Here is a 20,443-nt window from a genome sequence, read left to right as displayed (position 1 = left end):
CCACGCCCATTTTACGGTGTTTTGGGCCTTATTCGGCGGGGCGAGCCTCAATCATGACCATGGCTTGGGCCCATGGGTGATCGTCCGTGAGGGTGACGTGAATAATCGCCTCGTGACCGGGCGGGGTCATCGCGTCGAGACGATCTTTGGCCCAGCCCGTAACCTGCATAACCGGCTGCCCGGTGGGCAGATTGGTGACCGACATGTCTTTCCACGCGATGCCCATGCGCAGCCCCGTGCCCAACGCCTTGGAGCACGCTTCCTTGGCGGCCCAACGCTTGGCATAGGTGCCAGCGACATCTTTGCGGTTCTCGGCCTTACGCTGCTCATCATCCGTGAAGATACGATTGCGGAAGCGGTCGCCAAAGCGGTCCAGCGTTCCTTGAATGCGTTCAATGTTCGCGAGGTCAGTGCCGATGCCGAGGATCATTCCGGCTCCGTGGATGGTTATGCGTTCAGCCAACGTGTGTAGCGCGTGATGGGGCGCTGTCTAGTCAGAAGCACTTGTGCGAGCGGCGTCCATTACCTGCCGCATCTGGGTCATGGCCGCCTCAAGCCCCACAAAGATCGCCTCACCGATCAAGAAGTGCCCGATGTTCAGCTCCCTCACGGTGGGAAGGGCCGCAATCGGCGGGGTGCTTTCGTAGGTCAGGCCGTGGCCCGCGTGAACCTCCAGCCCGAGGTCATGCGCAAAAGCCGCCATCTCAGTGATCCGCGCCAGTTCAGCCGCGGCCTCACTCGTATGACCTTCGGCGACTGCATCGCAATAGGCACCTGTATGCAGCTCGATGACTGGCGCACCGATGCGGTGGGCTGCGCGAATTTGCGCCTCATCCGCCGCAATAAACAGCGACACCCGACAGCCCGCGTCGCGCAGCGGTGCAATATAATCGCCCAGCCGCTTTTCTTCGCGCGCGACCTCAAGCCCACCCTCGGTTGTCCGCTCTTCGCGCCGCTCGGGCACGATGCACACCGCATGAGGTTTGTGGTGCAAAGCGATGGCCTGCATTTCAGCGGTGGCGGCCATTTCAAAATTAAGGGGGATGGTCAAAGCCTCCATCAAGGCGCCGATATCAGCATCCTTGATATGGCGGCGGTCTTCACGCAGGTGCGCTGTGATGCCATCTGCGCCCGCACGCTCTGCCAACACCGCAGCGCGCACCGGATCAGGCACCATACCGCCACGCGCATTGCGCACCGTCGCCACGTGATCGATATTCACACCAAGACGCAGTTTTTCCATCAGACCACTCCCTCATTCGCTGGCTCACCCTCTGGCCTGAACCTAGCGCGTTTGATCGCCACGGGCAGCCTTGCGGCGCAACTCTTCTAGCTTTTTCTTGATCATGCCCCGGCGGCGTTTTTGATACGCGGTGATGACCGGCAGGCACATGTAATAGCAGATGATCCCAGCCACGATGCCGGGGATGATGCCGCCCACCATGTAGGGAAAGAACACCTCATCCCAGAACAGGGAAAGATGGCTCCAATCCGCAGCCTCCCCCGAAAAGGGCGCGCGCACATTGTGCAACAGGTCTTGGCCCGCACCGACGAACTTGGCCAACAGACCGTCGTCAAATTCCTTATCGAATTCCGTGCCTAGCAAAAAATGCCCTGTCTGGAGCGAGATCACCCCGATAGGCACATACGTCAGAGGGTTGCCAAAGAAAGTCGCCAGCAAAGCCGCAAGAATATTGCCCTGCAACAAGCGCGCACCAACGGCCGCCACCAAAAAGTGCAACCCGTAGAAGGGTGTAAAGGCAGTGAAAACGCCAACAAGAATACCCCGGCTGATTTTGTGCGGGCTGTCGGGCAATCGCCGCAGGCGGTGTTTGACATAGTGAAACGCACGCGCCCAGCCACCTTTGGGCCAAAGCACCTCCTTGAGGATACGCCACCATGGGCGGGCGTCTCTGCGTTTGAAGACCACCCGGGCCCTCCCCTTTATGCCGCCCTCAGGCCGGCGCCTTGGCGACATCGCGTTCGCGCCGAAGCGCCGCGACATCACTGTCCGTCTCGATTGCCATCATCACCGCGTGCAGGTGTTCGCTGTCGCGGACGTCCACGTCTACCAGCAAGCGGTAAAAATCCGGTTTGCGATCTGTGAATCGCAAGTCCGAGATATTTGCGTTTTGCTCGCCAATCAATGTGCAGATACGTCCCAGTACCCCACCTTCGTTGCTGATCGTCAGATCCAGCGTCACCGCGTGCACGGCCGCATGGTGACCCGCCGCCCAGCGAATGTCGAGCCAGCGATCAGGCTGATCTTCATATGTCACAAGGCGTTTACAATCGATGCCATGCACCACCACGCCGCTGCCACGATAGGTGATGCCAACGATGCGTTCACCGGGCACGGGCTGACAACAGCTACCACGGGTAAATTTGTCGTCGGGATTGAGGCCAACAATGGCCTTGTTGGGCGCAACTTCTGCTTCTGGCGCACTGGCGATAAGTTCGGGATAGAGCCGTTCCACCACTTTGCGCGCAGACACATCCGTGGCCCCGACCTTAGCCAACAGCGCATCCGTATTGGGCAGATCAAACGCCCGCGCGGCGGTTTCCAGCACCTTGTCCGTGGCCTTCTTGCCCACATGATCCAACGCGACGCGCATCAATTCACGCCCCAAACGTTGGAACCGCACAATGTCCTCTTCACGCAGCGCGCGGCGGATGGCTTGTTTGGCACGACCCGTTTTTACAATGTCGATCCACGTCACCTGAGGGCTTTGGCCCTCGGCGGTGGTGATCTCAACACTTTGGCCGTTTTTGAGCCGGGTCCATAGCGGCACCCGCATCCCATCAACCTTGGCCCCAGCGCAGGAGTGACCGATTCGGGTGTGGATGGCATAAGCGAAATCCAAGGGCGTCGCGCCTTTGGGCAGGGCGACAACCTCCCCCTTGGGTGTAAAGCAGAACACCTGATCGGAATACATCTCGAGCTTCACGTGTTCCATGAACTCGTCGTGGTCTTCTGCCGCTTCGAATCGCTCCGTAATCGTTTCGAGCCACTTGGCGGGATCAACGGCAAACCGATTCTCAGCACGCTGACCGTCACGATAAGACCAGTGCGCGGCCACGCCGCCCTCTGCCACATCGTGCATTTCGCGGGTGCGAATCTGCACCTCAACCCGTTTGCCGTCACGCCCCGAAACAGTCGTGTGTAACGAGCGATACCCATTCGATTTGGGCTGGCTGATGTAATCCTTGAACCTGCCCGGCACCGCGCGCCACCGTTGGTGGATCACTCCCAAGGCGCGGTAGCAGTCTTGCTCAGACGTGCAAATAACCCGAAAGCCGTAGATGTCGGACAATCGAGAAAAACCAAGCTCCTTTTCCTCCATCTTGCGCCAGATGGAAAAAGGACGCTTGGCACGGCCAGTCACATCAGCCGCGACCTCAGCTTTTTTAAGTTCATTTATAATGTCGAGCGTGATGCGCGCGATTACATCGCCGCTGGCTTTTTGCAGTGTCACAAAGCGGCGCATAATCGAGGAGCGCGCCTCCGGCTGAAGCACGGCGAACGACAGATCCTCCAGCTCCTCCCGCATCCACTGCATCCCCATGCGCCCGGCAAGCGGCGCATAGATATCCATTGTCTCATGGGCCTTTTGCGCCTGCTTGTGCGCAGCCATATGACGGATGGTACGCATGTTGTGCAAACGGTCCGCCAGCTTGACCAAGATAACCCGCAAGTCCTTGGACATCGCCATGAAAAGCTTACGAAAATTCTCGGCCTGTTTGGTTTGCGTGCTGCTCAGCTGAAGATTGGTCAGCTTGGTCACACCATCGACCAACACCGCAATTTCCGTCGAAAACATCTCAGCGATTTCGGTGAACGTGGTGCGCGTGTCCTCGATCGTATCATGCAGCAAAGCTGTGATGATCGTGGCATCGTCTAGCCGCTGCTCCGTGAGCAGCATCGCCACCTCGACAGGATGTGAAAAGTAGGGCTCACCAGATTGCCGGGTCTGCCCCTTATGCATATCCCAACCATAGGAATAAGCCGCCCGGATCAGCGGCTCATTGGTGTTGGGGTTATATGCGCGAACCTTTGCGAGAAGGTCCTCTACTGGGATCATCTGCTAACAGGGCGAGGGGCCCTTAGCGGGGCTCCTGCGCCTCCATCAGCGCGCGCAGCAGTTTTTCCTCAGACATATCGTCCTCAGCAGGTGCGTCTTTTTCGACGCCCATCAGCAGAGACATGCTGTCATCCTCGGGCTCATCAACCTCGATCTGCGTCTGATTGCTTTCGATCAGACGTTCACGCAGGTCCTCAGCGGATTGCGTTTCATCAGCAATCTCACGCAGAGAGACGACAGGGTTTTTGTCGTTATCACGATCCACGGTGATCGACGCACCAGCGGCAATTTCGCGGGCGCGGTGAGCGGCCAACATAACCAGTTCAAACCGGTTTGGAACCTTATCAACGCAATCTTCAACCGTAACGCGGGCCATGGTGCACTCCAGATCATGGGGGTGTGAGCCGCATCACTTACAGCCTCACGCAAGACTTGACAAGGGCGAAACAATTGGCTCCACGCGGAGCGAACAGGCTACCACGGCACAACCGAGGCGCGCTCCTGCGCTGGACGGGCCGCCAACAAGGCGCAGGCGCTTTGGCCGCTCAGCGGATCTATCCAATCGGGCGCGACCTCGACCAACGGAACCAGAACAAATGATCGATCAGTGACACGCGGATGCGGTAGAATAAGGGTCTGCGGCGTGGTGATTAGCTGTGCATCCATCGGCAGGTCACGCCACTGCTGGGCAACGCCCAGATCGGGTGCAACCTGCCCGCCCGCTGGCCCCGCCGCAATCAAATCGATGTCCAAAGTTCGTGCCCCCCAACGCTCTGCACGCGTGCGGCCAAACTCAGCCTCAATGCCATTCGCGATAGCCAAAGCCGCCTCCGCGTTCACCTCCGGGGCCTCACAAATCACGACTGCATTTGCAAAATCAGCACCGCTGCCTGCCGGAAACGCTGGGGTGCGATATAGACAACTTGACCGCCAAGAGCCCCCTATTTCACTGCATCGCAGCGCAGAAATGGCGCGCTGCACGACCAAATTAGGCGATTCTCCGCCGAAGTCCGAATTTCCTCCAAGCGCAAACAGAAGCATTGTGCGACGATCTCCCTGTGTATCACTTGTGCCGTTAAGGTTTTGATTTATGTTTTCTGTCATACCGCTTTGTGTGGTTTGCTCACATTTACTCACAAGGCCTGTCGCTTTAGGCGGGACAAAATTATTTTTAAAGGACATTCGGGATGTTTTACCGAGACGAGCGGCTTGCGCTCTTTATTGACGGTTCCAATCTTTACGCTGCGGCCAAAGCACTTTCATTCGATATCGACTACCGATTGTTGCGCCAAGAATTCATGCGCCGGGGGAAAATGCTCCGTGCTTTCTACTATACCGCCCTCCTCGAAAACGATGATTACTCCCCAATTCGCCCGCTCGTAGATTGGTTGCATTACAACGGCTTCACCATGGTCACGAAATCCGCCAAGGAATACGTCGACAGTCAAGGCCGCCGCAAAGTCAAAGGCAACATGGATATTGAGTTGACCGTGGACGCGATGGAAACCGCTGACCACGTTGACCATATCGTGCTATTTTCCGGCGATGGTGATTTCCGCCCGCTGGTTGAGGCCGTGCAGCGTAAAGGCGTGCGTGTTTCGGTGGTTTCAACCATCCGCTCGCAGCCTCCGATGATTTCAGATGAACTCCGCCGTCAGGCCGACAACTTCATTGAACTTGATGAATTGCGCGATGTTATTGGCCGCCCCCCGCGTGAACCACGCGCCGACACTGATGGCGCGCCCGCGATGGCGCCCTCTCCTAGCAACTAGGCCTATGTCTGCGGCGGACGCGCACGGTACACCGGCAGCCGCCAGCCAAACAGGATAGAACCCGCGCGCAATCCAAACGTAAGCGCCGCACACAACGCGATTGCAGCCCAAGGGGAACCGGGGCTCAACCACAGGCCAGCCAATGCCCCCACTGCACCAGCAAGCGCTGCGGTCACATACAGCTCCCCCTGCTTCAGGACCAAAGGCACCTCGTTACAGACTACATCGCGCATTAACCCGCCCAAACAGCCGGTCATCACGCCCATAATCACTTGGATTGCCGCGGGCTGATCCACGGAACGCGCCGCCAACACGCCCGCCGCCACAGCAACTGACAAGGCCACAGCATCCAACCAAATCACCGCCTTCAGACGGCTTTCCACCCAGTGAGCGGTAAAAAAAATTACTACCGCCGCCAAAAGCGCGGCTGCAATATTTAACGGATCTGCCAACCAAAACACAGGATTTCGGTCCAATACGACGTCGCGCACTGTCCCGCCGCCCACTGCTGTCAGACACGCCACAAAGCCAAAGCCCACAACATCCAGTTGCGCCCGCGATGCCACAAGCGCGCCTGTTACAGCGAACACGATCACAGATGCATAATCCAACAGAACAAGTGTCGTCATCGGGACCATCCAAACAAAAAAGAAGGGCACAAACGCGCCCCTCTTTGGTTCTCAAATATCCCTGTAACCTTAGCTGGCAACGCGGGACTGACGTTTGCGCTCATGCGGGTCCAGATAGCGCTTGCGCAACCGGATCGCATTGGGCGTCACCTCAACCAACTCGTCATTGTCGATATAGGCAATCGCTTCTTCCAGGGACATCTTGACCGGCGTTGTCAAACGTACAGCTTCATCCGTACCGGAGGCGCGCACGTTCGTCAGCTTTTTGCCCTTCAGCGGGTTTACCTCAAGGTCGTTGTCGCGGCTGTGTTCGCCGATAACCATACCTTGGTAAACCTGCTCCTGCGCACCGATGAAGAACTTACCGCGATCCTCAAGGTTAAAGATCGCATAAGCCACCGAAACACCATCTTCCATCGAGATCAGAACACCCTGACGACGACCGGGGATCGCGCCCTTGAATGGCGACCATTCGTGGAACACACGGTTCAACACACCGGTCCCGCGCGTATCGGTCAGGAACTCACCGTGGTACCCGATCAAACCGCGCGAGGGCACATGCGCGATGATCCGCGTTTTGCCGGCGCCAGCCTGCTTCATCTCGACCAGCTCACCCTTACGGGTACCTGTGATCTTTTCGATCACAGCGCCAGAGTACTCGTCGTCCACGTCAATGGTGACTTCCTCAATTGGCTCCAGCTTCTGGCCATCTTCCTCACGGAACAGCACCTGCGGGCGCGAGATTGACAGCTCAAAACCCTCACGACGCATGTTTTCGATCAAAACACCCATCTGCAATTCGCCACGGCCAGCGACCTCAAAGGCCTCACCGCCAGGGGTGTCCGTGATCTGAATCGCGACGTTGGTCTCGGCTTCTTTCATCAGGCGGTCGCGAATAACGCGCGATTGCACCTTTTTGCCGTCACGCCCTGCAAGCGGGCTGTCGTTGATCCCGAAGGTCACTGTGATGGTTGGTGGATCAATCGGTTGTGCATCAATCGGCGTGGTCACACTTGGATCGCACAGCGTGTCGGCCACAGTGGCCTTGGCCATACCGGCAAGCGTGACGATGTCACCTGCGACCGCTTCGTCGATAGGCTGTTGGCCCAGACCGCGGAACGCAAGAATTTTGGTCACGCGGAAGCTTTCCAGCTTGTCGCCTTCACGGCTCAGCGCTTGCAATGTTGTCCCTGCCTTAAGGGTCCCGGCCTCAACCCGGCCTGTCAGCGTCCGACCAATGAAGGGGTCTGCGCCAAGCGTCGTCGCCAGCATACGGAAAGGCTCATTCGCCGCCGCAAGCTGTGCTGGTTTTGGAACGTGCTTGACGATCAAATCGAACAGCGCGGTCAGGTCTTTGCGTGGCCCGTCCAGTTCCAGATCGGCCCAACCGGACCGGCCGGAGGCATACATGTGTGGAAAATCGAGTTGCTTGTCATCTGCGCCGAGGTTGGCGAACAGGTCAAAACACTCATCCAACGCGCGGTCAGGCTCCGCATCGGGCTTGTCCACCTTGTTGAGCACAACAATAGGACGCAGGCCCAGCGCGAGCGCTTTGGAGGTCACAAATTTCGTCTGAGGCATCGGGCCTTCTGCGGCATCAACCAACAGAACAACACCGTCAACCATGCTCAGGATACGCTCCACTTCACCGCCAAAGTCGGCGTGGCCGGGCGTATCAACGATGTTGATCCGGGTATCGCCCCATTCAACACTTGTCGCTTTCGCCAAGATGGTGATGCCGCGTTCGCGTTCTAGGTCATTGCTGTCCATCGCGCGCTCGGTCGTCGCCTGATTTTCCCGGTAAGTACCGGATTGTTTGAGAAGCTCGTCAACGAGCGTCGTCTTGCCGTGGTCAACGTGTGCGATGATCGCAATATTGCGAATATCCATGGGAACAGCCTTTGGAGGAGAGTAGGTGCGCGCGCCTTAGCGCAGGTCAGCCCAAAAAGCCAGCGCGCATTTTCTGCGGGTGCGATATGGACGCGACGAAAGGTTGGCGATACGTCGAGGCATGACTTCAGCGCGCGCGACCTTAATCGGATTTGGAGCCGTCCTTTTGTGGGCGCTTTTGGCGCTGTTCACGGCGGCCAGTGGTGCCGTTCCGCCCTTACAATTAGCGGCTTTAAGCTTTGCGATTGGTGGCCTGTCGGGCGCAAGCGTCATGCTAGCTACTGGTCGGTCCTTTGGTGCATTGCGCCAACCGCCCCACGTTTGGGCCATCGGCGTGGGCGGTTTATTTGGATACCATTTTGTCTATTTTTCTGCCCTGCGGGCCGCACCGGCGGTAGAGGCAAGCCTAATCGCCTACCTCTGGCCACTCTTGATTGTAGTGCTTTCGGCACTGGCACCGGGCGAGCGTTTGTTGCCCCGCCACGTGATCGGAGCGGCCTGCGGCTTTTGCGGAGCGGCCCTGTTGGTCACCCGCGGTGAGGCCTTGGCCTTTGATCCAACCTACACCAGCGGCTATGCCCTCGCACTTTTGGCGGCATTCATATGGTCCAGCTATTCGGTCCTATCGCGCACAATTTCCCATGTCCCGACCGAGGCCGTTACCGGCTTTTGCCTTGTGACAGCCATCCTTGCCACTGCGGCTCATCTGATGATTGAGACAACCGTTTGGCCCGTAACCGCCATCCAGTGGGCTGCCGTTATCGGGCTAGGCCTTGGGCCAGTGGGGTTTGCGTTCTTTTTGTGGGATGTCGGCGTCAAGCGCGGCGATATACAGGTCTTGGGTGCGGCCAGCTACGCAGCCCCACTCTTATCTACGATAGTCTTGGTGGTTGCGGGTCAGGCTGCCGCCACGTGGTCATTGGCGGGTGCCTGCATTCTGATCACCCTTGGCGCAGGCATTGCGGCAGGCGTCGTCAGCCGGCGCGGCTAAACGATACGCTACTGGCTGCGGACTATGCCTTTGACGACGTCAAAGAGACAAACACGTCCTCAAGATCCGCCTCTTCGGTGCGCACGTCCCGGATCGAGATCCCCGCCGCATGAACCGCCTGCAACACGGCCTCGGCACTGGTGTTGGAGCGCGCGTAGGAAAACGCCAGCTCACCATGGAGCCTGCGTACCATCTCAACGCCTTTGGGCAGCGACACTTCACCGACTTCGGCCTCTGGTACGATCACGAGGGTTTTGGCATCTAGCCGATCCAGCAAGACCTCGGTCCGATCGCGCACAACCACTTCGCCGTGATTGATGATCGCGATCTCATCACACATTTCCTGCGCCTCTTCGAGGTAGTGCGTGGTCAGGATGATTGTCATCCCTCGCTCCTCGTTTAGCTTGCGCACGTTGCGCCACAGCATCTGGCGTAGCTCAATATCCACGCCCGCTGTGGGTTCATCCAACACGAGAATTTGCGGGTGATGCACAAGCGCTTTGGCCAACAACAGCCGCCGCCGCATACCGCCCGAAAGCGTACGCGCATAGGCCTCGGCCTTGTCCGTTAGTCCGACAAGCTCCAAGATTTCATCGCTGCGGCGATCCGCTTTGGGCACACCATATAGCCCAGCCTGCACCTCAAGCGCTGCGCGGGGCGTAAAGAACGGATCAAGGTTCAGCTCTTGCGGCATAACACCAATCGCGGCCCGGCTTTGGCGGGGGTTCACATCTTGGTCAAAGCCCCAGATGTTCACACTCCCGGACGTTTTGGTCACCAATCCGGCCAAAATGTTGATCATCGTGGATTTGCCAGCGCCGTTTGGCCCCAATAAGCCAAAAATGCTGCCCTGCGGGATTTCCAGGTCTACGCCCTTTAGCGCCTCTTTCGGGGCACTTGCGCCCTGCCCAGCGTAGGTTTTCCGCAATCCTTCGATTTTGATCGCTGCTGCCATTGGGGCGTCCCTCACCATTCCGCTTGCCCACAAGGGGCAGTTTACCGCATAACCCCCCCTACCCCTTGAATCGTCTGGAGCCAACCCATGAGCATTGATGCCCCTGAGACAGAGATCGTGACCTCTTCCCGTGTGGCCTGTGATGGCGGCGGCGGTGCCCTTGGTCACCCCCGCGTGTGGCTGACTGTGGACAGCACAAAGGGCTACGTCGAGTGCCCCTATTGTGACAAGAAATTCATGCTTTCTGATGACGCTGAGGGCGCGGCAGCGCACTGATTTAACATGAGCACGACAGGCCAATCGCGGGCCGTAACACCAAGCGATATAAAAGACATGAAGGGCGGCACACCCATTGTCAGCCTGACGGCCTACACCACCCCCATGGCCCAGCTGATGGATGCGCATTGCGACTTTGTGCTGGTTGGCGACAGTGTTGGAATGGTTCTGCACGGCCTGCCCTCGACCCTGCAAGTCACGCTAGACATGATGATCCTGCATGGGCAAGCAGTGCGCCGCGGGTTGGACCGCGCGCTCATGGTCGTGGACATGCCCTTTGGCAGTTACGAGGCCAGCCCACAGGTGGCGTTTGCCGCAGCCGCCCGCCTAATGGCGGAAACCGGCGCGGGCGCGGTCAAGCTTGAGGGCGGTGTGCATATGGCTGAAACCATTGCATTCTTAGTCGAACGCGGCATCCCCGTGATGGCCCATGTTGGCCTGACGCCGCAGGCGATCCACACGCTTGGCGGGTACAAGGTACAGGGCCGCGGCGACGCCGCGCCCATGTTGATGGCCGATGCTCAAGCCGTCAGCGACGCAGGTGCGTTCGCCGTTGTCTTGGAAAAAGTACCAACAGGACTGGCCACCAAAATCACCGAAGCCCTACCCATTCCGACCATCGGCATCGGGGCATCGGCGCATTGTGACGGTCAGGTCCTTGTGGTCGATGACATGCTCGGGCTGTTCACCGCATTCAAGCCGAAGTTCGTCAAACGCTATGCCGATCTGGGCAGCCAAGCCGAAGCCGCCGTAGAAGCCTATGCCCAAGAAGTCCGGACACGCAGCTTTCCGGCCGAAGAATACGGGTTCGCCGACTAAGGCGGACCTTTGCGCCCCTGAGTCGAGGGCCGCTTAGTTTCCCCCAATCAGTGTCCGCAGAGCCTCGCCATCCAGCGCCCCCTGCGCTAGAACCATGCGCACGGCGAACAGGGGAATATCATGTCAGACACGCAATTCGGAAAAGGGTGCCACCTGCACCTCATCGACGGTTCGGCCTTCATCTTTCGCGCCTTTCACGCGCTGCCTCCTTTGACGCGCAAATCCGATGGCCTGCCGGTCGGCGCGGTCAGCGGGTTTTGCAACATGCTGCAACGCTATGTTGAGGGCAATTCCGGCCCAGACGCCGCCACCCATGTCGCCGTGATTTTTGACAAGGGTAGCCATACGTTCCGCAATGACCTGTATGACCAATACAAAGCCAATCGCGACGCGATGCCCGAGGATTTGCGCCCTCAAATCCCCCTGACCCGCGACGCCACCCGCGCCTTTAACATCGCCTGCGAAGAGATCGAAGGCTTTGAGGCAGACGACATCATCGCAACGCTCGCCTGTCAGGCGCGCGCCGCCGGTGGCCGGGTGACGATTGTTTCCTCTGACAAGGACCTCATGCAGCTTGTCGGCGGCGGGGTTGAGATGATGGACCCCATGAAAAACAAGCGCATCGATAGTGACGGTGTGGTTGAGAAGTTTGGCGTGGGACCAGAGCGTGTTGTGGATGTGCAGGCCCTTGCGGGCGATAGCGTCGACAACGTGCCCGGCGCACCCGGCATCGGGATCAAAACAGCTGCTCTTTTGATCAACGAATTCGGCACCCTAGAGGACCTGTTGGACCGCGCCGAAGAGATCAAACAACCCAAGCGCCGCCAGACGTTGATCGAGCATCGCGCCCAGATTGAACTGTCCAAACGATTAGTCGCACTCGACGAAAACATGGACCTGCCATTCACGTTAGAGTCGCTCGAAATCCGCGATGCCGTGGCGGAGGATTTGTTGGAATTCCTCAATCAGATGGAATTCCGCACCCTGACCAAACGCATCGCCGACCGCATGGGCGTAGAACCCCCTGCCGCCCCCGAAATCACAGCCCCAGACGCGCCCGAAGCCCCAGAAGCCCCCGCAATGGGCAGCGGGACATACACCTGCATCCGCGACACCGAAACGCTGGCCAAATGGATCGCGCAGGCGCATGCGCGCGGCTACGTCGCGGTGGACACAGAAACAACCGGGTTGAACGAGATGACCGCCGATTTGGTGGGTGTCAGCCTGTGCATCGAACCGGGCGAAGCAGCCTATGTACCGCTGACCCACAAGGGCGCGGCCGCCGATGATCTGTTCGGGAATGACGCCCTCGCGGAGGGGCAAATCCCGCTAGAAGACGCCCTCGTGCTGTTGCGGCCTTTGCTGCAGGACCCTTCCGTCCTGAAAATTCTGCAAAACGCCAAGTACGACATGAAGATCTTTGCCAAGTACGGGATCACGCTGGCACCTATCGACGACACAATGTTGTTGTCCTATGCGCAACATGCTGGGTTGCACACGCACGGCATGGACAAGCTGGCGGATCAGTACCTGAACCACACGCCGATCCCGATTAAGTCCCTCTTGGGGAGCGGAAAATCCATGATCACCTTTGATCGTGTGCCCATCGACGATGCCGTGCCATATGCCGCCGAAGACGCAGATGTGACGCTGCGCCTGTGGCAAATCCTTAAACCGCGCCTCTCAGCGGCGCAGGTCACGCGGGTCTATGAAAAGCTCGAACGTCCTCTTGTGCCCGTTCTCGCCCAGATGGAGCGAACCGGCATCAAGGTCGACCGCGACACGCTCAGCCGGATGTCCAACGCATTCGCCCAGAAGATGGCGGGACTTGAGGCCGAAATCCACGAACTGGCAGGACAAAGCTTTAACGTAGGATCGCCTGCACAGCTCGGCGAAATCCTGTTCGATAAGATGGGCCTTGAGGGCGGCAAGAAAAGCGCAAAGACCGGCAAGTATTCCACTGGCGCCGATGTCCTAGAGGACCTCGCGACCGAGCATGATCTGCCCGCCCGCGTTCTTGATTGGCGACAGTTATCCAAGCTGAAATCGACCTATACTGACGCGCTTCAGGACCATATCAACCCCGATACTGGGCGTGTCCACACGTCCTATTCCATTGCGGGCGCAAGCACGGGGCGCTTGGCCTCGACTGATCCGAACCTACAAAACATCCCCATCCGGTCTGAGGAAGGACGCCGCATTCGTGAGGCGTTCGTTGCGGATGAGGGCAAAGTACTCGTTGCACTCGATTATTCTCAGATCGAGTTGCGGATTTTGGCCCATGTCGCCGGAATTGATGCTCTCAAACAAGCGTTCAAAGACGGTCAAGATATCCACGCAATCACCGCTTCGCAGATGTTTGGCGTACCCCTCGATGAGATGACCTCAGACGTGCGTCGCCAAGCCAAAGCGATTAACTTTGGCGTAATTTACGGCATCTCCGGTTTTGGTCTGGCACGCAATCTGCGCATTCCGCGCGCCGAGGCGCAGGCCTTCATCGATACCTATTTTGAACGCTTTCCCGGCATCCGCACCTATATGGATGACACCGTCAAATTCGCCAAAGAACATGAACGGGTCGAAACGCTGTTTGGTCGCAAAATCCACACGCCTGAGATCAACGCCAAAGGCCCCACCGCCGGGTTTGCCAAGCGCGCCGCGATCAACGCCCCGATCCAAGGGACGGCGGCTGACATTATCCGTCGCGCCATGATCCGGATGCCCGCCGCCATTGCGGATCTGCCCGCCAAGATGCTGTTGCAGGTGCACGATGAGCTGCTGTTTGAGGTCGATGAAGACGCCGTGGACACACTTACCGCCGTGGCTCGTGACATCATGGAAGGCGCGGCCGACCCCGTGGTGCATCTGGATGTGAAGCTGAGTGTTGAGGCTGGTCAGGGCGCGAACTGGGCACAGGCCCACTAGCGCCCCATGCTGATCGCGTTCAACAAACCGATGAATGTCCTGAGCCAATTCACCGATGAGGGGAAATGGCCGGGGCTAAAGCATCACATCGACCTGCCCGGCGTGTATGCCGCTGGCCGCTTGGACCGCGACAGCGAGGGGCTTTTGCTGCTGACGGACAACGGGCAGTTGCAGGCGCAGATCACCTCGCCCAAGCGCAAGGTGCCAAAAACCTACCTTGTGATGGTCGAGGGTACGCCCTCCGGTGACGCGTTGGATCAACTGGCCCGGGGAGTCACCCTAAAGGATGGGAAGACCCGGCCCGCCAAGGTGCGCGAAATCCCCGCGCCCGACCTATGGCCCCGCGATCCACCCGTGCGTGTGCGCAAAACCGTGCCCGACGCGTGGCTTGAATTGACCATCACCGAAGGGCGCAATCGTCAGGTTCGGCGCATGTGTGCCGCCGTGGGTTTGCCCTGTTTGCGGCTGGTGCGGTGGCGTATCGGGGACTGGTCGTTGGAGGGCATCGCACCGGGTAAGTGGATTGAGCTTTAGCTTTCGTTTCGGACCAAACGCGCCACCAAGCGGCGCGCCAACGGGGCCACGACCAACACGGTGGGAAAAGCCACCGCCCAGCTAAATGCCCAGCTACCCATCCATTTGGCCAGAATATCCGGCGGCATGCCAACGGCACGCAGCGTCGCAATGCCCGACACTATTAGCGACATCAGCCCCGATAAAATGAAGCCAAAAACCACAGGGGCAAAGCGTGCAGGGATCATGAAACGTCCTTTCCAGTTGCCCGAGGCCTAGCGTACCCCGCACAGGCGCGCCAGATGCATGCGTGCACAGGTCAGTCCTGCAAAGCCGCACTTTCTACAAACGGGAAGAACGCGCCACCAGACCAGATGCCAAACATGCCCTCATGATGCGCGCCGACCTCAACCAACCGATAAAACGATTTGCGGTCGATCAACGCCTCTAGGCCTGCCCGGACATGCAAGTAGGGTGACGGCTCTCCGTCCTCGGCGACATCTATACGGACGGCATTCTCCGGCCCGACAGTGACGCTATCGCCTACGTGGGTTTCGAACACGATATCCGCGCCGTTCTGCTCAAAATCGACGGCCACGAAAGGCGCGTCCTCTACCGTGATCCCTACCTTTTCCACCGGGGTCACCAGGAAAAACTTGCCGTCCTCAAGTTTAAGGATCGACGAAAACAGCCCCACCAAACCGGGGCGCGTTATTTTTGATCCTTCGTAGAACCACGTGCCATCGCGCGCGATGCGCATGTCGATATCCCCACAAAAGGGCGGACTCCACAGGTGCACAGGCGGCAATCCGCGGCCCTTTTTTGTGGCGTTTATACTGGCAGCTATGCCCTCGGGGTTCGGTTTCACGATGTTTTGTCCGCTCATGTCTCTTTGCCATTCAGCCCATTCGTCATATCTGCATACTGACGCCTGTAAACGCCCGCATGGAGAGAGCCTATGTCTGATGACGCCATGATCAAGGAAATTGACGCACTCGGCGACAAACTGCGAGAGGCCCGATCCGAGATCGCCGGCACGATTATTGGTCAGGACACTGTTGTCGGGCTGTCGCTTTCGGCGATGCTGTCGGGGGGGCACGCGCTGTTAATGGGGCTGCCGGGTCTGGGCAAAACGCTTTTGGTCGAAACGCTGTCTACGGTGATGGGCCTAAACGGCAACCGCATCCAGTTCACACCTGATCTGATGCCGGGCGATATCCTTGGCTCTGAGGTGCTGGAAACTGCGCCCGACGGCAGCCGTGCGTTTCGCTATATCGAAGGGCCGATTTTTGCCCAGCTTCTCATGGCCGATGAAATCAACCGCGCCTCGCCTCGGACACAATCGGCACTGCTACAAGCCATGCAGGAGCGTGAGGTCACCGTTGCGGGCCAAACCCGTAAACTGCCCGCGCCTTTTCACGTGTTGGCCACCCAAAACCCGATTGAGCAAGAAGGCACCTACCCCCTGCCCGAGGCGCAATTGGACCGTTTTCTTGTGCAGATCGACGTGCCCTATCCGGATCGCGACACCGAACGTGACATCCTGCTGGCCACAACTGGCACGCAGCAGGCCAAACCCACACAAGTGTTCACACCCGAGGCGTTGATTGACGCTCAAGGTATTATTCGGCGCATGCCCGTTGGCGACGCAACCGTCGACATGATCCTTGATCTGGTCCGTGCCTGCCGCCCCGATGCGCCCGAAGCACCAGCCATTGTGCGCGACACTGTCGCATGGGGCCCCGGCCCACGCGCAGCACAAGCCCTGATGCTGACATCACGGGCCTGGGCACTGATGGATGGTCGTCTTGCCCCCTCGCCCGAGGATGTGGCCGCCCTTGCGATGCCCGTGTTGTCGCACCGCATGGCGCTTAGCTTTGCGGCCCGCGCCGAGGGGCGTGTTTTGGCGGATGTTATCCGCGAGGTCACCGCAACCGTCACCCATGTGGACGCCGCCGCGTGAGCGACACAACGCTCCATACCCCCGATACGCTACGTGCTCGTTCCGAGGAGGTTTCGGCCTATCTGCCCGCCCTGTTAGCGGACGCACAGCACCTTGCCGCCACGGTCCTATTGGGGGAGCATGGGCGTAAACGAGCCGGTCAGGGCGACAATTTTTGGCAGTATCGCCCCGCGCAACCGGGCGATTCCCGCCGCCAAATCGATTGGCGCCAATCTGGCCGCAGCGACGGGCACTACGTGCGCGAAACCGAATGGCAGGCCGCACAATCGGTCATGCTCTGGGTAGATGCCGCCGGGTCCATGACATACTCGGGACACAAAGACCGCCCCTCAAAACTGCGACGCGCACAGACCCTTGGCATGGCGATTGCGATTCTGGCCCAACGCGCGGGCGAGCGGATCGGCTTGATGAACCTGCCGGAACCGCCCCGCTCGGGCAAAGCGCAGCTGCTCAACATGGCGCGCGCCCTGATGGACCCAAGCGAGACCGCCGATTATGGTGCCCCGCGCCCCCAGGTCCTGCCTAACGGATCGCGCGGCGTGTTTTTCTCTGACTTTATGGGCGACATCACGGCGACCGAGACGGCCCTTACCACCGCGGCGGACCGCGGCGTGAAAGGGACGATTGTCCATGTTCTCGACCCCACCGAAGAAAGCTTTCCCTTCGATGGGCGAACCGTATTTCAATCCATGACCGGCGCGGTCGAATTTGAAACCATGCGCGCAAAGACCCTGCGCGACGCATACCTTGATCGACTAGCCGCCCGCAAAGCCGCCCTTCAAACCCTGTGCGCGCGGACTGGCTGGCGTTATTACTGTCATCACACGGATGGCTCCGCTGAGCCTGCACTTCTATGGCTCTATGCCGCGTTGGAGCGTGCGAGATGAGCGGTTTGTCCTTCGCAGCCCCCCTTTTATTGCTGGCTCTTCTGGCACTGCCGATCCTGTGGTGGCTGCTGCGCGCAGTCCCTCCAGCGCCCACAAAACGCCGCTTTCCGGGCGTGGCCCTATTGCTGGGCCTGCGTGACGACGACGCCGAAACGGACAAAACCCCCTGGTGGCTATTGGTACTGCGCACGCTTGCAGTGGCCGCCGTCATCGTGGGCTTTGCGGGGCCCGTTTTGAACCCACGCACACCGGCTGAGGGCTCAGGCCCAATGTTGATCGTGATGGACGCAAGCTGGGCCTCGGCCCGCGACTGGCCAGCCCGCATAGAACGCTTGGGCGAAATCCTGACGGAGGCCGCGCGGGCCGAACGCACCGTTGCGATCCAGCCTCTGACAGGCCCTCTCACACCGCCCGAATTCCGCGCGCCGCGCGACTGGCTGCCCGAACTGGCCGGTCTACGCCCCGCGCCCTACGCCCCAGATTACGCGGCGGTTGCCGACTGGGCGTCCGGGCTTGAGGGCATAGGCGAAGTCGTTTGGTTCAGCGATGGTCTTGCCCGCGACAGGGACGCGGCGATTGCAGCCATGGCCCCGTCGCGCGTGATCCAAAGTCCACAGCCGGTACTAGGGCTAATCCCGCCCAGCTATGCCGATGGGATCATCACTCTGACGGCGATGCGTGCGGCCCGCGCCCGGGTGGCCGCCGACTATCCGCTTAACGCAATTGGGCCGGGTCCGGACGGCATTGTCACAACGCTGGCCACTGGCATGCTTAGCTTTGCAGATGGCGAAGACACTGCAACGCTAGACCTCTCCCTCCCGCCGGAGTTGCGCAACCGCGTGCAGAGGTTTGAAATCGGTGGCCAACGCTCCGCCGGGGCGGTCAGCCTGACGGACGATGCGCTGCAAAGACGCGAGGTCGCACTTTTGACCGCCGAGGCAGACGCCGAAACCCAAGACCTGCTCTCACCGCTTTATTATCTGAACCGCGCATTGGCCCCGACCGCCGACCTAATCGAAGGCGCGCTTGACGACATGTTGCTGGCCAATCCTGATGTGCTGGTCTTGGCAGATGTCGCACAGTTCACCGCATCCGAGACAGGGGCCGTGACGGAATGGGTCGAAAACGGCGGACTGCTCGTACGCTTTGCCGGGCCTCGACTGGCCGGATCCGACGTGAGCCGCGCTGAAGAGGACCCCCTGATGCCAGTGCGCCTGCGCACCGGTGGCCGCACAATCGGCGGCGCGCTCAGCTGGGGTGAACCAAAGACCCTACGCCCCTTTGCCGATACGTCACCCTTTTTTGGCCTACCCGTGCCGCCCGATGTCACCGTCGCCAGCCAAGTTATGGCGCAGCCGGACCCGACCTTGGCCGAACGCTCTATCGCGGCGCTCGCGGACGGCACACCCTTGGTGACACGCAAAGTGATGGGACAGGGCCAAGTCGTGCTGTTCCACGTCACAGCCAACGCAGAATGGTCAAACCTGCCCTTGTCGGGACTGTTTGTGCAGATGCTCGAACGCCTCGCAATCTCAACCCGCCCCGCAACCCCCGAGGCAGAGGATTTGGCCGATGTGACATGGGTGCCATCGGTGGTGTTGGACGGTTTTGGTCTGCCCCAAGATGCGGCGCGCTTTGCCGGTGTCAGCGGAACGGTCTTGGCCGAAGGCCTGCTGGGTCCCGAACTGCCCCCAGGGCTTTATGCCGGGCTTGAACGGCGCGTGGCGCTGAATGTTTTGGGGGCTGATGACACGCTCACGCTTGCGGAATGGCCGTTGAACTTACCCGTAGAGGGCGTCGCCACCCAACCGGAATTGCTGCTCATGCCCTTGTTCCTGACCCTTGCATTGTTCCTTCTGGCGATCGACGCTGTGGCGTCCTTGTGGCTGGGCGGGCGACTGCGCGGTGCGATGCCATTGATAGCCGGATTGGCAATTATGCTGATGCCGATCCCGCCTGCCCACGCTCAAAACAATTCGGCGACGGATGAGGCCCTTGCGCTATTAGCAAGCACCGACATTCGCCTTGGCTATGTCATCACCGGCGATGCGCGGATGGATGATGTGTCTGAAGCGGGTCTTGCAGGGCTGTCCGCAGCCCTGACACGGCGCACATCGGTTGAGCCAGAATCGCCCCTTGGCGTTGATATTGAGCGCGATGAGCTGAGCCTTTTTCCTATGCTTTACTGGCCAATTACAGAGCGCCAGCAGATCCCAAGTGATGCCGCCTACAGCGCGCTCAACCGCTATTTGCGCGGTGGTGGGATGATCGTATTCGATACGCGTGACGCCGACGTCAGTCGCTTTGGCGGGACCAGCCCGAATGCCCGCCGCCTACAGGCCATCGCACAACCGCTGGACATTCCGCCGCTGGAACCACTGCCCGCGGATCACGTTCTGACGCGTACGTTTTACCTGCTACAGGACTTTCCCGGACGACACGCATCGCGCGACGTTTGGGTCGAGGCCGCACCTGACGCCGAAGAGGTCGAGGGCATCCCGTTTCGCACCCTGAACGACGGGGTGACACCTGTTTTGATTGGAGGCAACGATTGGGCGGCGGCGTGGGCCACCAACGCAAACGGTCAGCATCTGTTTCCCGTCGGGCGCGGCTTTGCGGGCGAACGCCAACGCGAGATCGCCTATCGGTTTGGGATCAATCTTGTGATGCACGTGCTCTCGGGCAACTACAAATCGGACCAAGTCCATGTGCCCGCGCTGTTGGATCGGTTGGGGCAATGA

At 59.5% G+C, this 20,443-nt stretch carries 20 protein-coding genes; 9 read left to right on the top strand and 11 right to left on the bottom strand.

Annotation, left to right across the window (positions count from 1 at the left end):
• Window positions 1-28: 28 nt before the first annotated feature.
• The 6 genes from acpS to folK all read right to left on the bottom strand — a co-directional run bounded on the left by acpS (window position 29) and on the right by folK (window position 5,123).
• Window positions 29-430: a holo-ACP synthase gene (acpS, locus tag THS5294_RS02265; RefSeq protein WP_058122472.1), complete on the bottom strand. Its 402-nt coding sequence runs from the start codon at window positions 428-430 to the stop codon at window positions 29-31.
• Window positions 431-490: 60 nt separating this feature from the next.
• Window positions 491-1,243, bottom strand: a complete 753-nt coding sequence (locus THS5294_RS02260) for a pyridoxine 5'-phosphate synthase (RefSeq protein WP_058122471.1) — start codon at window positions 1,241-1,243, stop codon at window positions 491-493.
• Between the two features lie 42 nt (window positions 1,244-1,285).
• Complete coding sequence (locus tag THS5294_RS02255; RefSeq protein ID WP_038007803.1) at window positions 1,286-1,930, bottom strand: DUF2062 domain-containing protein; 645 nt, start codon at window positions 1,928-1,930, stop codon at window positions 1,286-1,288.
• Window positions 1,931-1,955: 25 nt separating this feature from the next.
• Window positions 1,956-4,082 carry a RelA/SpoT family protein gene (locus tag THS5294_RS02250; protein ID WP_058122470.1) on the bottom strand — a complete coding sequence of 709 codons (2,127 nt, stop codon included), beginning with the start codon at window positions 4,080-4,082 and terminating at the stop codon, window positions 1,956-1,958.
• Between the two features lie 22 nt (window positions 4,083-4,104).
• Window positions 4,105-4,458: a DNA-directed RNA polymerase subunit omega gene (gene rpoZ / locus THS5294_RS02245; protein WP_038007796.1), complete on the bottom strand. Its 354-nt coding sequence runs from the start codon at window positions 4,456-4,458 to the stop codon at window positions 4,105-4,107.
• A 98-nt stretch (window positions 4,459-4,556) separates the two neighbouring features.
• Window positions 4,557-5,123 carry a 2-amino-4-hydroxy-6-hydroxymethyldihydropteridine diphosphokinase gene (gene folK / locus THS5294_RS02240; RefSeq protein WP_058122585.1) on the bottom strand — a complete coding sequence of 189 codons (567 nt, stop codon included), beginning with the start codon at window positions 5,121-5,123 and terminating at the stop codon, window positions 4,557-4,559.
• 146 nt (window positions 5,124-5,269) lie between these two features.
• Here folK and THS5294_RS02235 point away from each other — a divergent pair, with 146 nt between their 5' ends.
• Complete coding sequence (locus THS5294_RS02235) at window positions 5,270-5,854, top strand: LabA-like NYN domain-containing protein (protein WP_038007794.1); 585 nt, start codon at window positions 5,270-5,272, stop codon at window positions 5,852-5,854.
• Window positions 5,855-5,856: 2 nt separating this feature from the next.
• Here THS5294_RS02235 and THS5294_RS02230 read toward each other — a convergent pair whose 3' ends face one another.
• A complete protein-coding gene (locus THS5294_RS02230; RefSeq protein ID WP_058122584.1) occupies window positions 5,857-6,483 on the bottom strand; it encodes a trimeric intracellular cation channel family protein in 627 nt (208 codons plus the stop codon).
• A 69-nt stretch (window positions 6,484-6,552) separates the two neighbouring features.
• Window positions 6,553-8,373, bottom strand: a complete 1,821-nt coding sequence (gene typA / locus THS5294_RS02225) for a translational GTPase TypA (RefSeq protein ID WP_038007791.1) — start codon at window positions 8,371-8,373, stop codon at window positions 6,553-6,555.
• Between the two features lie 121 nt (window positions 8,374-8,494).
• Between typA and yddG the strand changes: the two genes are divergently transcribed.
• Window positions 8,495-9,364, top strand: coding sequence for an aromatic amino acid exporter YddG (gene yddG, locus THS5294_RS02220; protein ID WP_058122469.1), 870 nt, complete (start codon window positions 8,495-8,497; stop codon window positions 9,362-9,364).
• A 22-nt stretch (window positions 9,365-9,386) separates the two neighbouring features.
• Here the strand turns inward: yddG and THS5294_RS02215 are convergent, their stop codons facing one another.
• The gene (locus THS5294_RS02215; RefSeq protein WP_058122468.1) at window positions 9,387-10,319 is read right to left on the bottom strand and encodes an ABC transporter ATP-binding protein; all 933 of its coding nucleotides are present in this window, start codon (window positions 10,317-10,319) and stop codon (window positions 9,387-9,389) included.
• 87 nt (window positions 10,320-10,406) lie between these two features.
• On the opposite strand from THS5294_RS02215, the gene THS5294_RS02210 reads away from it, so the two are divergent.
• From THS5294_RS02210 to THS5294_RS02195, 4 genes are all read left to right on the top strand, one after another.
• A complete protein-coding gene (locus THS5294_RS02210; RefSeq protein WP_038007786.1) occupies window positions 10,407-10,595 on the top strand; it encodes a zinc-finger domain-containing protein in 189 nt (62 codons plus the stop codon).
• A 6-nt stretch (window positions 10,596-10,601) separates the two neighbouring features.
• A complete protein-coding gene (gene panB / locus THS5294_RS02205) occupies window positions 10,602-11,414 on the top strand; it encodes a 3-methyl-2-oxobutanoate hydroxymethyltransferase (protein ID WP_058122467.1) in 813 nt (270 codons plus the stop codon).
• 120 nt (window positions 11,415-11,534) lie between these two features.
• Entirely contained in the window at window positions 11,535-14,339 is a 2,805-nt protein-coding gene (polA, locus tag THS5294_RS02200; RefSeq protein WP_058122466.1) for a DNA polymerase I, read from the top strand.
• A 6-nt stretch (window positions 14,340-14,345) separates the two neighbouring features.
• Window positions 14,346-14,873: a pseudouridine synthase gene (locus THS5294_RS02195; protein ID WP_058122465.1), complete on the top strand. Its 528-nt coding sequence runs from the start codon at window positions 14,346-14,348 to the stop codon at window positions 14,871-14,873.
• Here the strand turns inward: THS5294_RS02195 and THS5294_RS02190 are convergent.
• Both THS5294_RS02190 and THS5294_RS02185 read right to left on the bottom strand, forming a co-directional pair.
• Complete coding sequence (locus THS5294_RS02190) at window positions 14,870-15,100, bottom strand: DUF2798 domain-containing protein (RefSeq protein ID WP_058122464.1); 231 nt, start codon at window positions 15,098-15,100, stop codon at window positions 14,870-14,872. The two genes, THS5294_RS02195 and THS5294_RS02190, sit on opposite strands and share 4 nt — an antisense overlap.
• Before the next feature lie 71 nt (window positions 15,101-15,171).
• On the bottom strand, window positions 15,172-15,738 hold the full coding sequence (locus THS5294_RS02185; protein ID WP_058122463.1) for a DUF1285 domain-containing protein: 567 nt from the start codon (window positions 15,736-15,738) through the stop codon (window positions 15,172-15,174).
• Window positions 15,739-15,810: 72 nt separating this feature from the next.
• On the opposite strand from THS5294_RS02185, the gene THS5294_RS02180 reads away from it, so the two are divergent.
• From THS5294_RS02180 to THS5294_RS02170, 3 genes are read left to right on the top strand one after another with little or no spacing between them, the layout of a single operon-like run.
• Entirely contained in the window at window positions 15,811-16,815 is a 1,005-nt protein-coding gene (locus THS5294_RS02180) for an AAA family ATPase (protein WP_058122462.1), read from the top strand.
• Window positions 16,812-17,702 (top strand): DUF58 domain-containing protein, encoded by an 891-nt coding sequence (locus THS5294_RS02175; RefSeq protein ID WP_058122461.1) that lies wholly within the window; start codon window positions 16,812-16,814, stop codon window positions 17,700-17,702. The genes THS5294_RS02180 and THS5294_RS02175 overlap by 4 nt, the downstream gene beginning before the upstream one ends.
• The gene (locus tag THS5294_RS02170) at window positions 17,699-20,443 is read left to right on the top strand and encodes a DUF4159 domain-containing protein (protein ID WP_058122460.1); all 2,745 of its coding nucleotides are present in this window, start codon (window positions 17,699-17,701) and stop codon (window positions 20,441-20,443) included. The genes THS5294_RS02175 and THS5294_RS02170 overlap by 4 nt, the downstream gene beginning before the upstream one ends.

Source organism: Thalassobacter stenotrophicus (assembly GCF_001458315.1).
Classification (GTDB): Bacteria; Pseudomonadota; Alphaproteobacteria; order Rhodobacterales; family Rhodobacteraceae; genus Thalassobacter; species Thalassobacter stenotrophicus.
Note: the sequence above shows the minus strand (reverse complement) of the source record. Positions and strands in the feature narration are given on the sequence as shown.

Excerpts from the sequence above, each read along its gene's own strand:
- acpS (WP_058122472.1), bottom strand. The coding sequence starts at position 430 with ATGATCCTCGGCATCGGCACTGACCTCGCGAACATTGAACGCATTCAA.
- THS5294_RS02260 (WP_058122471.1), bottom strand. The coding sequence starts at position 1,243 with ATGGAAAAACTGCGTCTTGGTGTGAATATCGATCACGTGGCGACGGTG.
- THS5294_RS02250 (WP_058122470.1), bottom strand. The coding sequence starts at position 4,082 with ATGATCCCAGTAGAGGACCTTCTCGCAAAGGTTCGCGCATATAACCCC.
- rpoZ (WP_038007796.1), bottom strand. The coding sequence starts at position 4,458 with ATGGCCCGCGTTACGGTTGAAGATTGCGTTGATAAGGTTCCAAACCGG.
- folK (WP_058122585.1), bottom strand. The coding sequence starts at position 5,123 with ATGCTTCTGTTTGCGCTTGGAGGAAATTCGGACTTCGGCGGAGAATCG.
- THS5294_RS02235 (WP_038007794.1), top strand. The coding sequence starts at position 5,270 with ATGTTTTACCGAGACGAGCGGCTTGCGCTCTTTATTGACGGTTCCAAT.
- THS5294_RS02230 (WP_058122584.1), bottom strand. The coding sequence starts at position 6,483 with ATGACGACACTTGTTCTGTTGGATTATGCATCTGTGATCGTGTTCGCT.
- typA (WP_038007791.1), bottom strand. The coding sequence starts at position 8,373 with ATGGATATTCGCAATATTGCGATCATCGCACACGTTGACCACGGCAAG.
- yddG (WP_058122469.1), top strand. The coding sequence starts at position 8,495 with ATGACTTCAGCGCGCGCGACCTTAATCGGATTTGGAGCCGTCCTTTTG.
- THS5294_RS02215 (WP_058122468.1), bottom strand. The coding sequence starts at position 10,319 with ATGGCAGCAGCGATCAAAATCGAAGGATTGCGGAAAACCTACGCTGGG.
- THS5294_RS02210 (WP_038007786.1), top strand. The coding sequence starts at position 10,407 with ATGAGCATTGATGCCCCTGAGACAGAGATCGTGACCTCTTCCCGTGTG.
- panB (WP_058122467.1), top strand. The coding sequence starts at position 10,602 with ATGAGCACGACAGGCCAATCGCGGGCCGTAACACCAAGCGATATAAAA.
- polA (WP_058122466.1), top strand. The coding sequence starts at position 11,535 with ATGTCAGACACGCAATTCGGAAAAGGGTGCCACCTGCACCTCATCGAC.
- THS5294_RS02195 (WP_058122465.1), top strand. The coding sequence starts at position 14,346 with ATGCTGATCGCGTTCAACAAACCGATGAATGTCCTGAGCCAATTCACC.
- THS5294_RS02190 (WP_058122464.1), bottom strand. The coding sequence starts at position 15,100 with ATGATCCCTGCACGCTTTGCCCCTGTGGTTTTTGGCTTCATTTTATCG.
- THS5294_RS02185 (WP_058122463.1), bottom strand. The coding sequence starts at position 15,738 with ATGAGCGGACAAAACATCGTGAAACCGAACCCCGAGGGCATAGCTGCC.
- THS5294_RS02180 (WP_058122462.1), top strand. The coding sequence starts at position 15,811 with ATGTCTGATGACGCCATGATCAAGGAAATTGACGCACTCGGCGACAAA.
- THS5294_RS02170 (WP_058122460.1), top strand. The coding sequence starts at position 17,699 with ATGAGCGGTTTGTCCTTCGCAGCCCCCCTTTTATTGCTGGCTCTTCTG.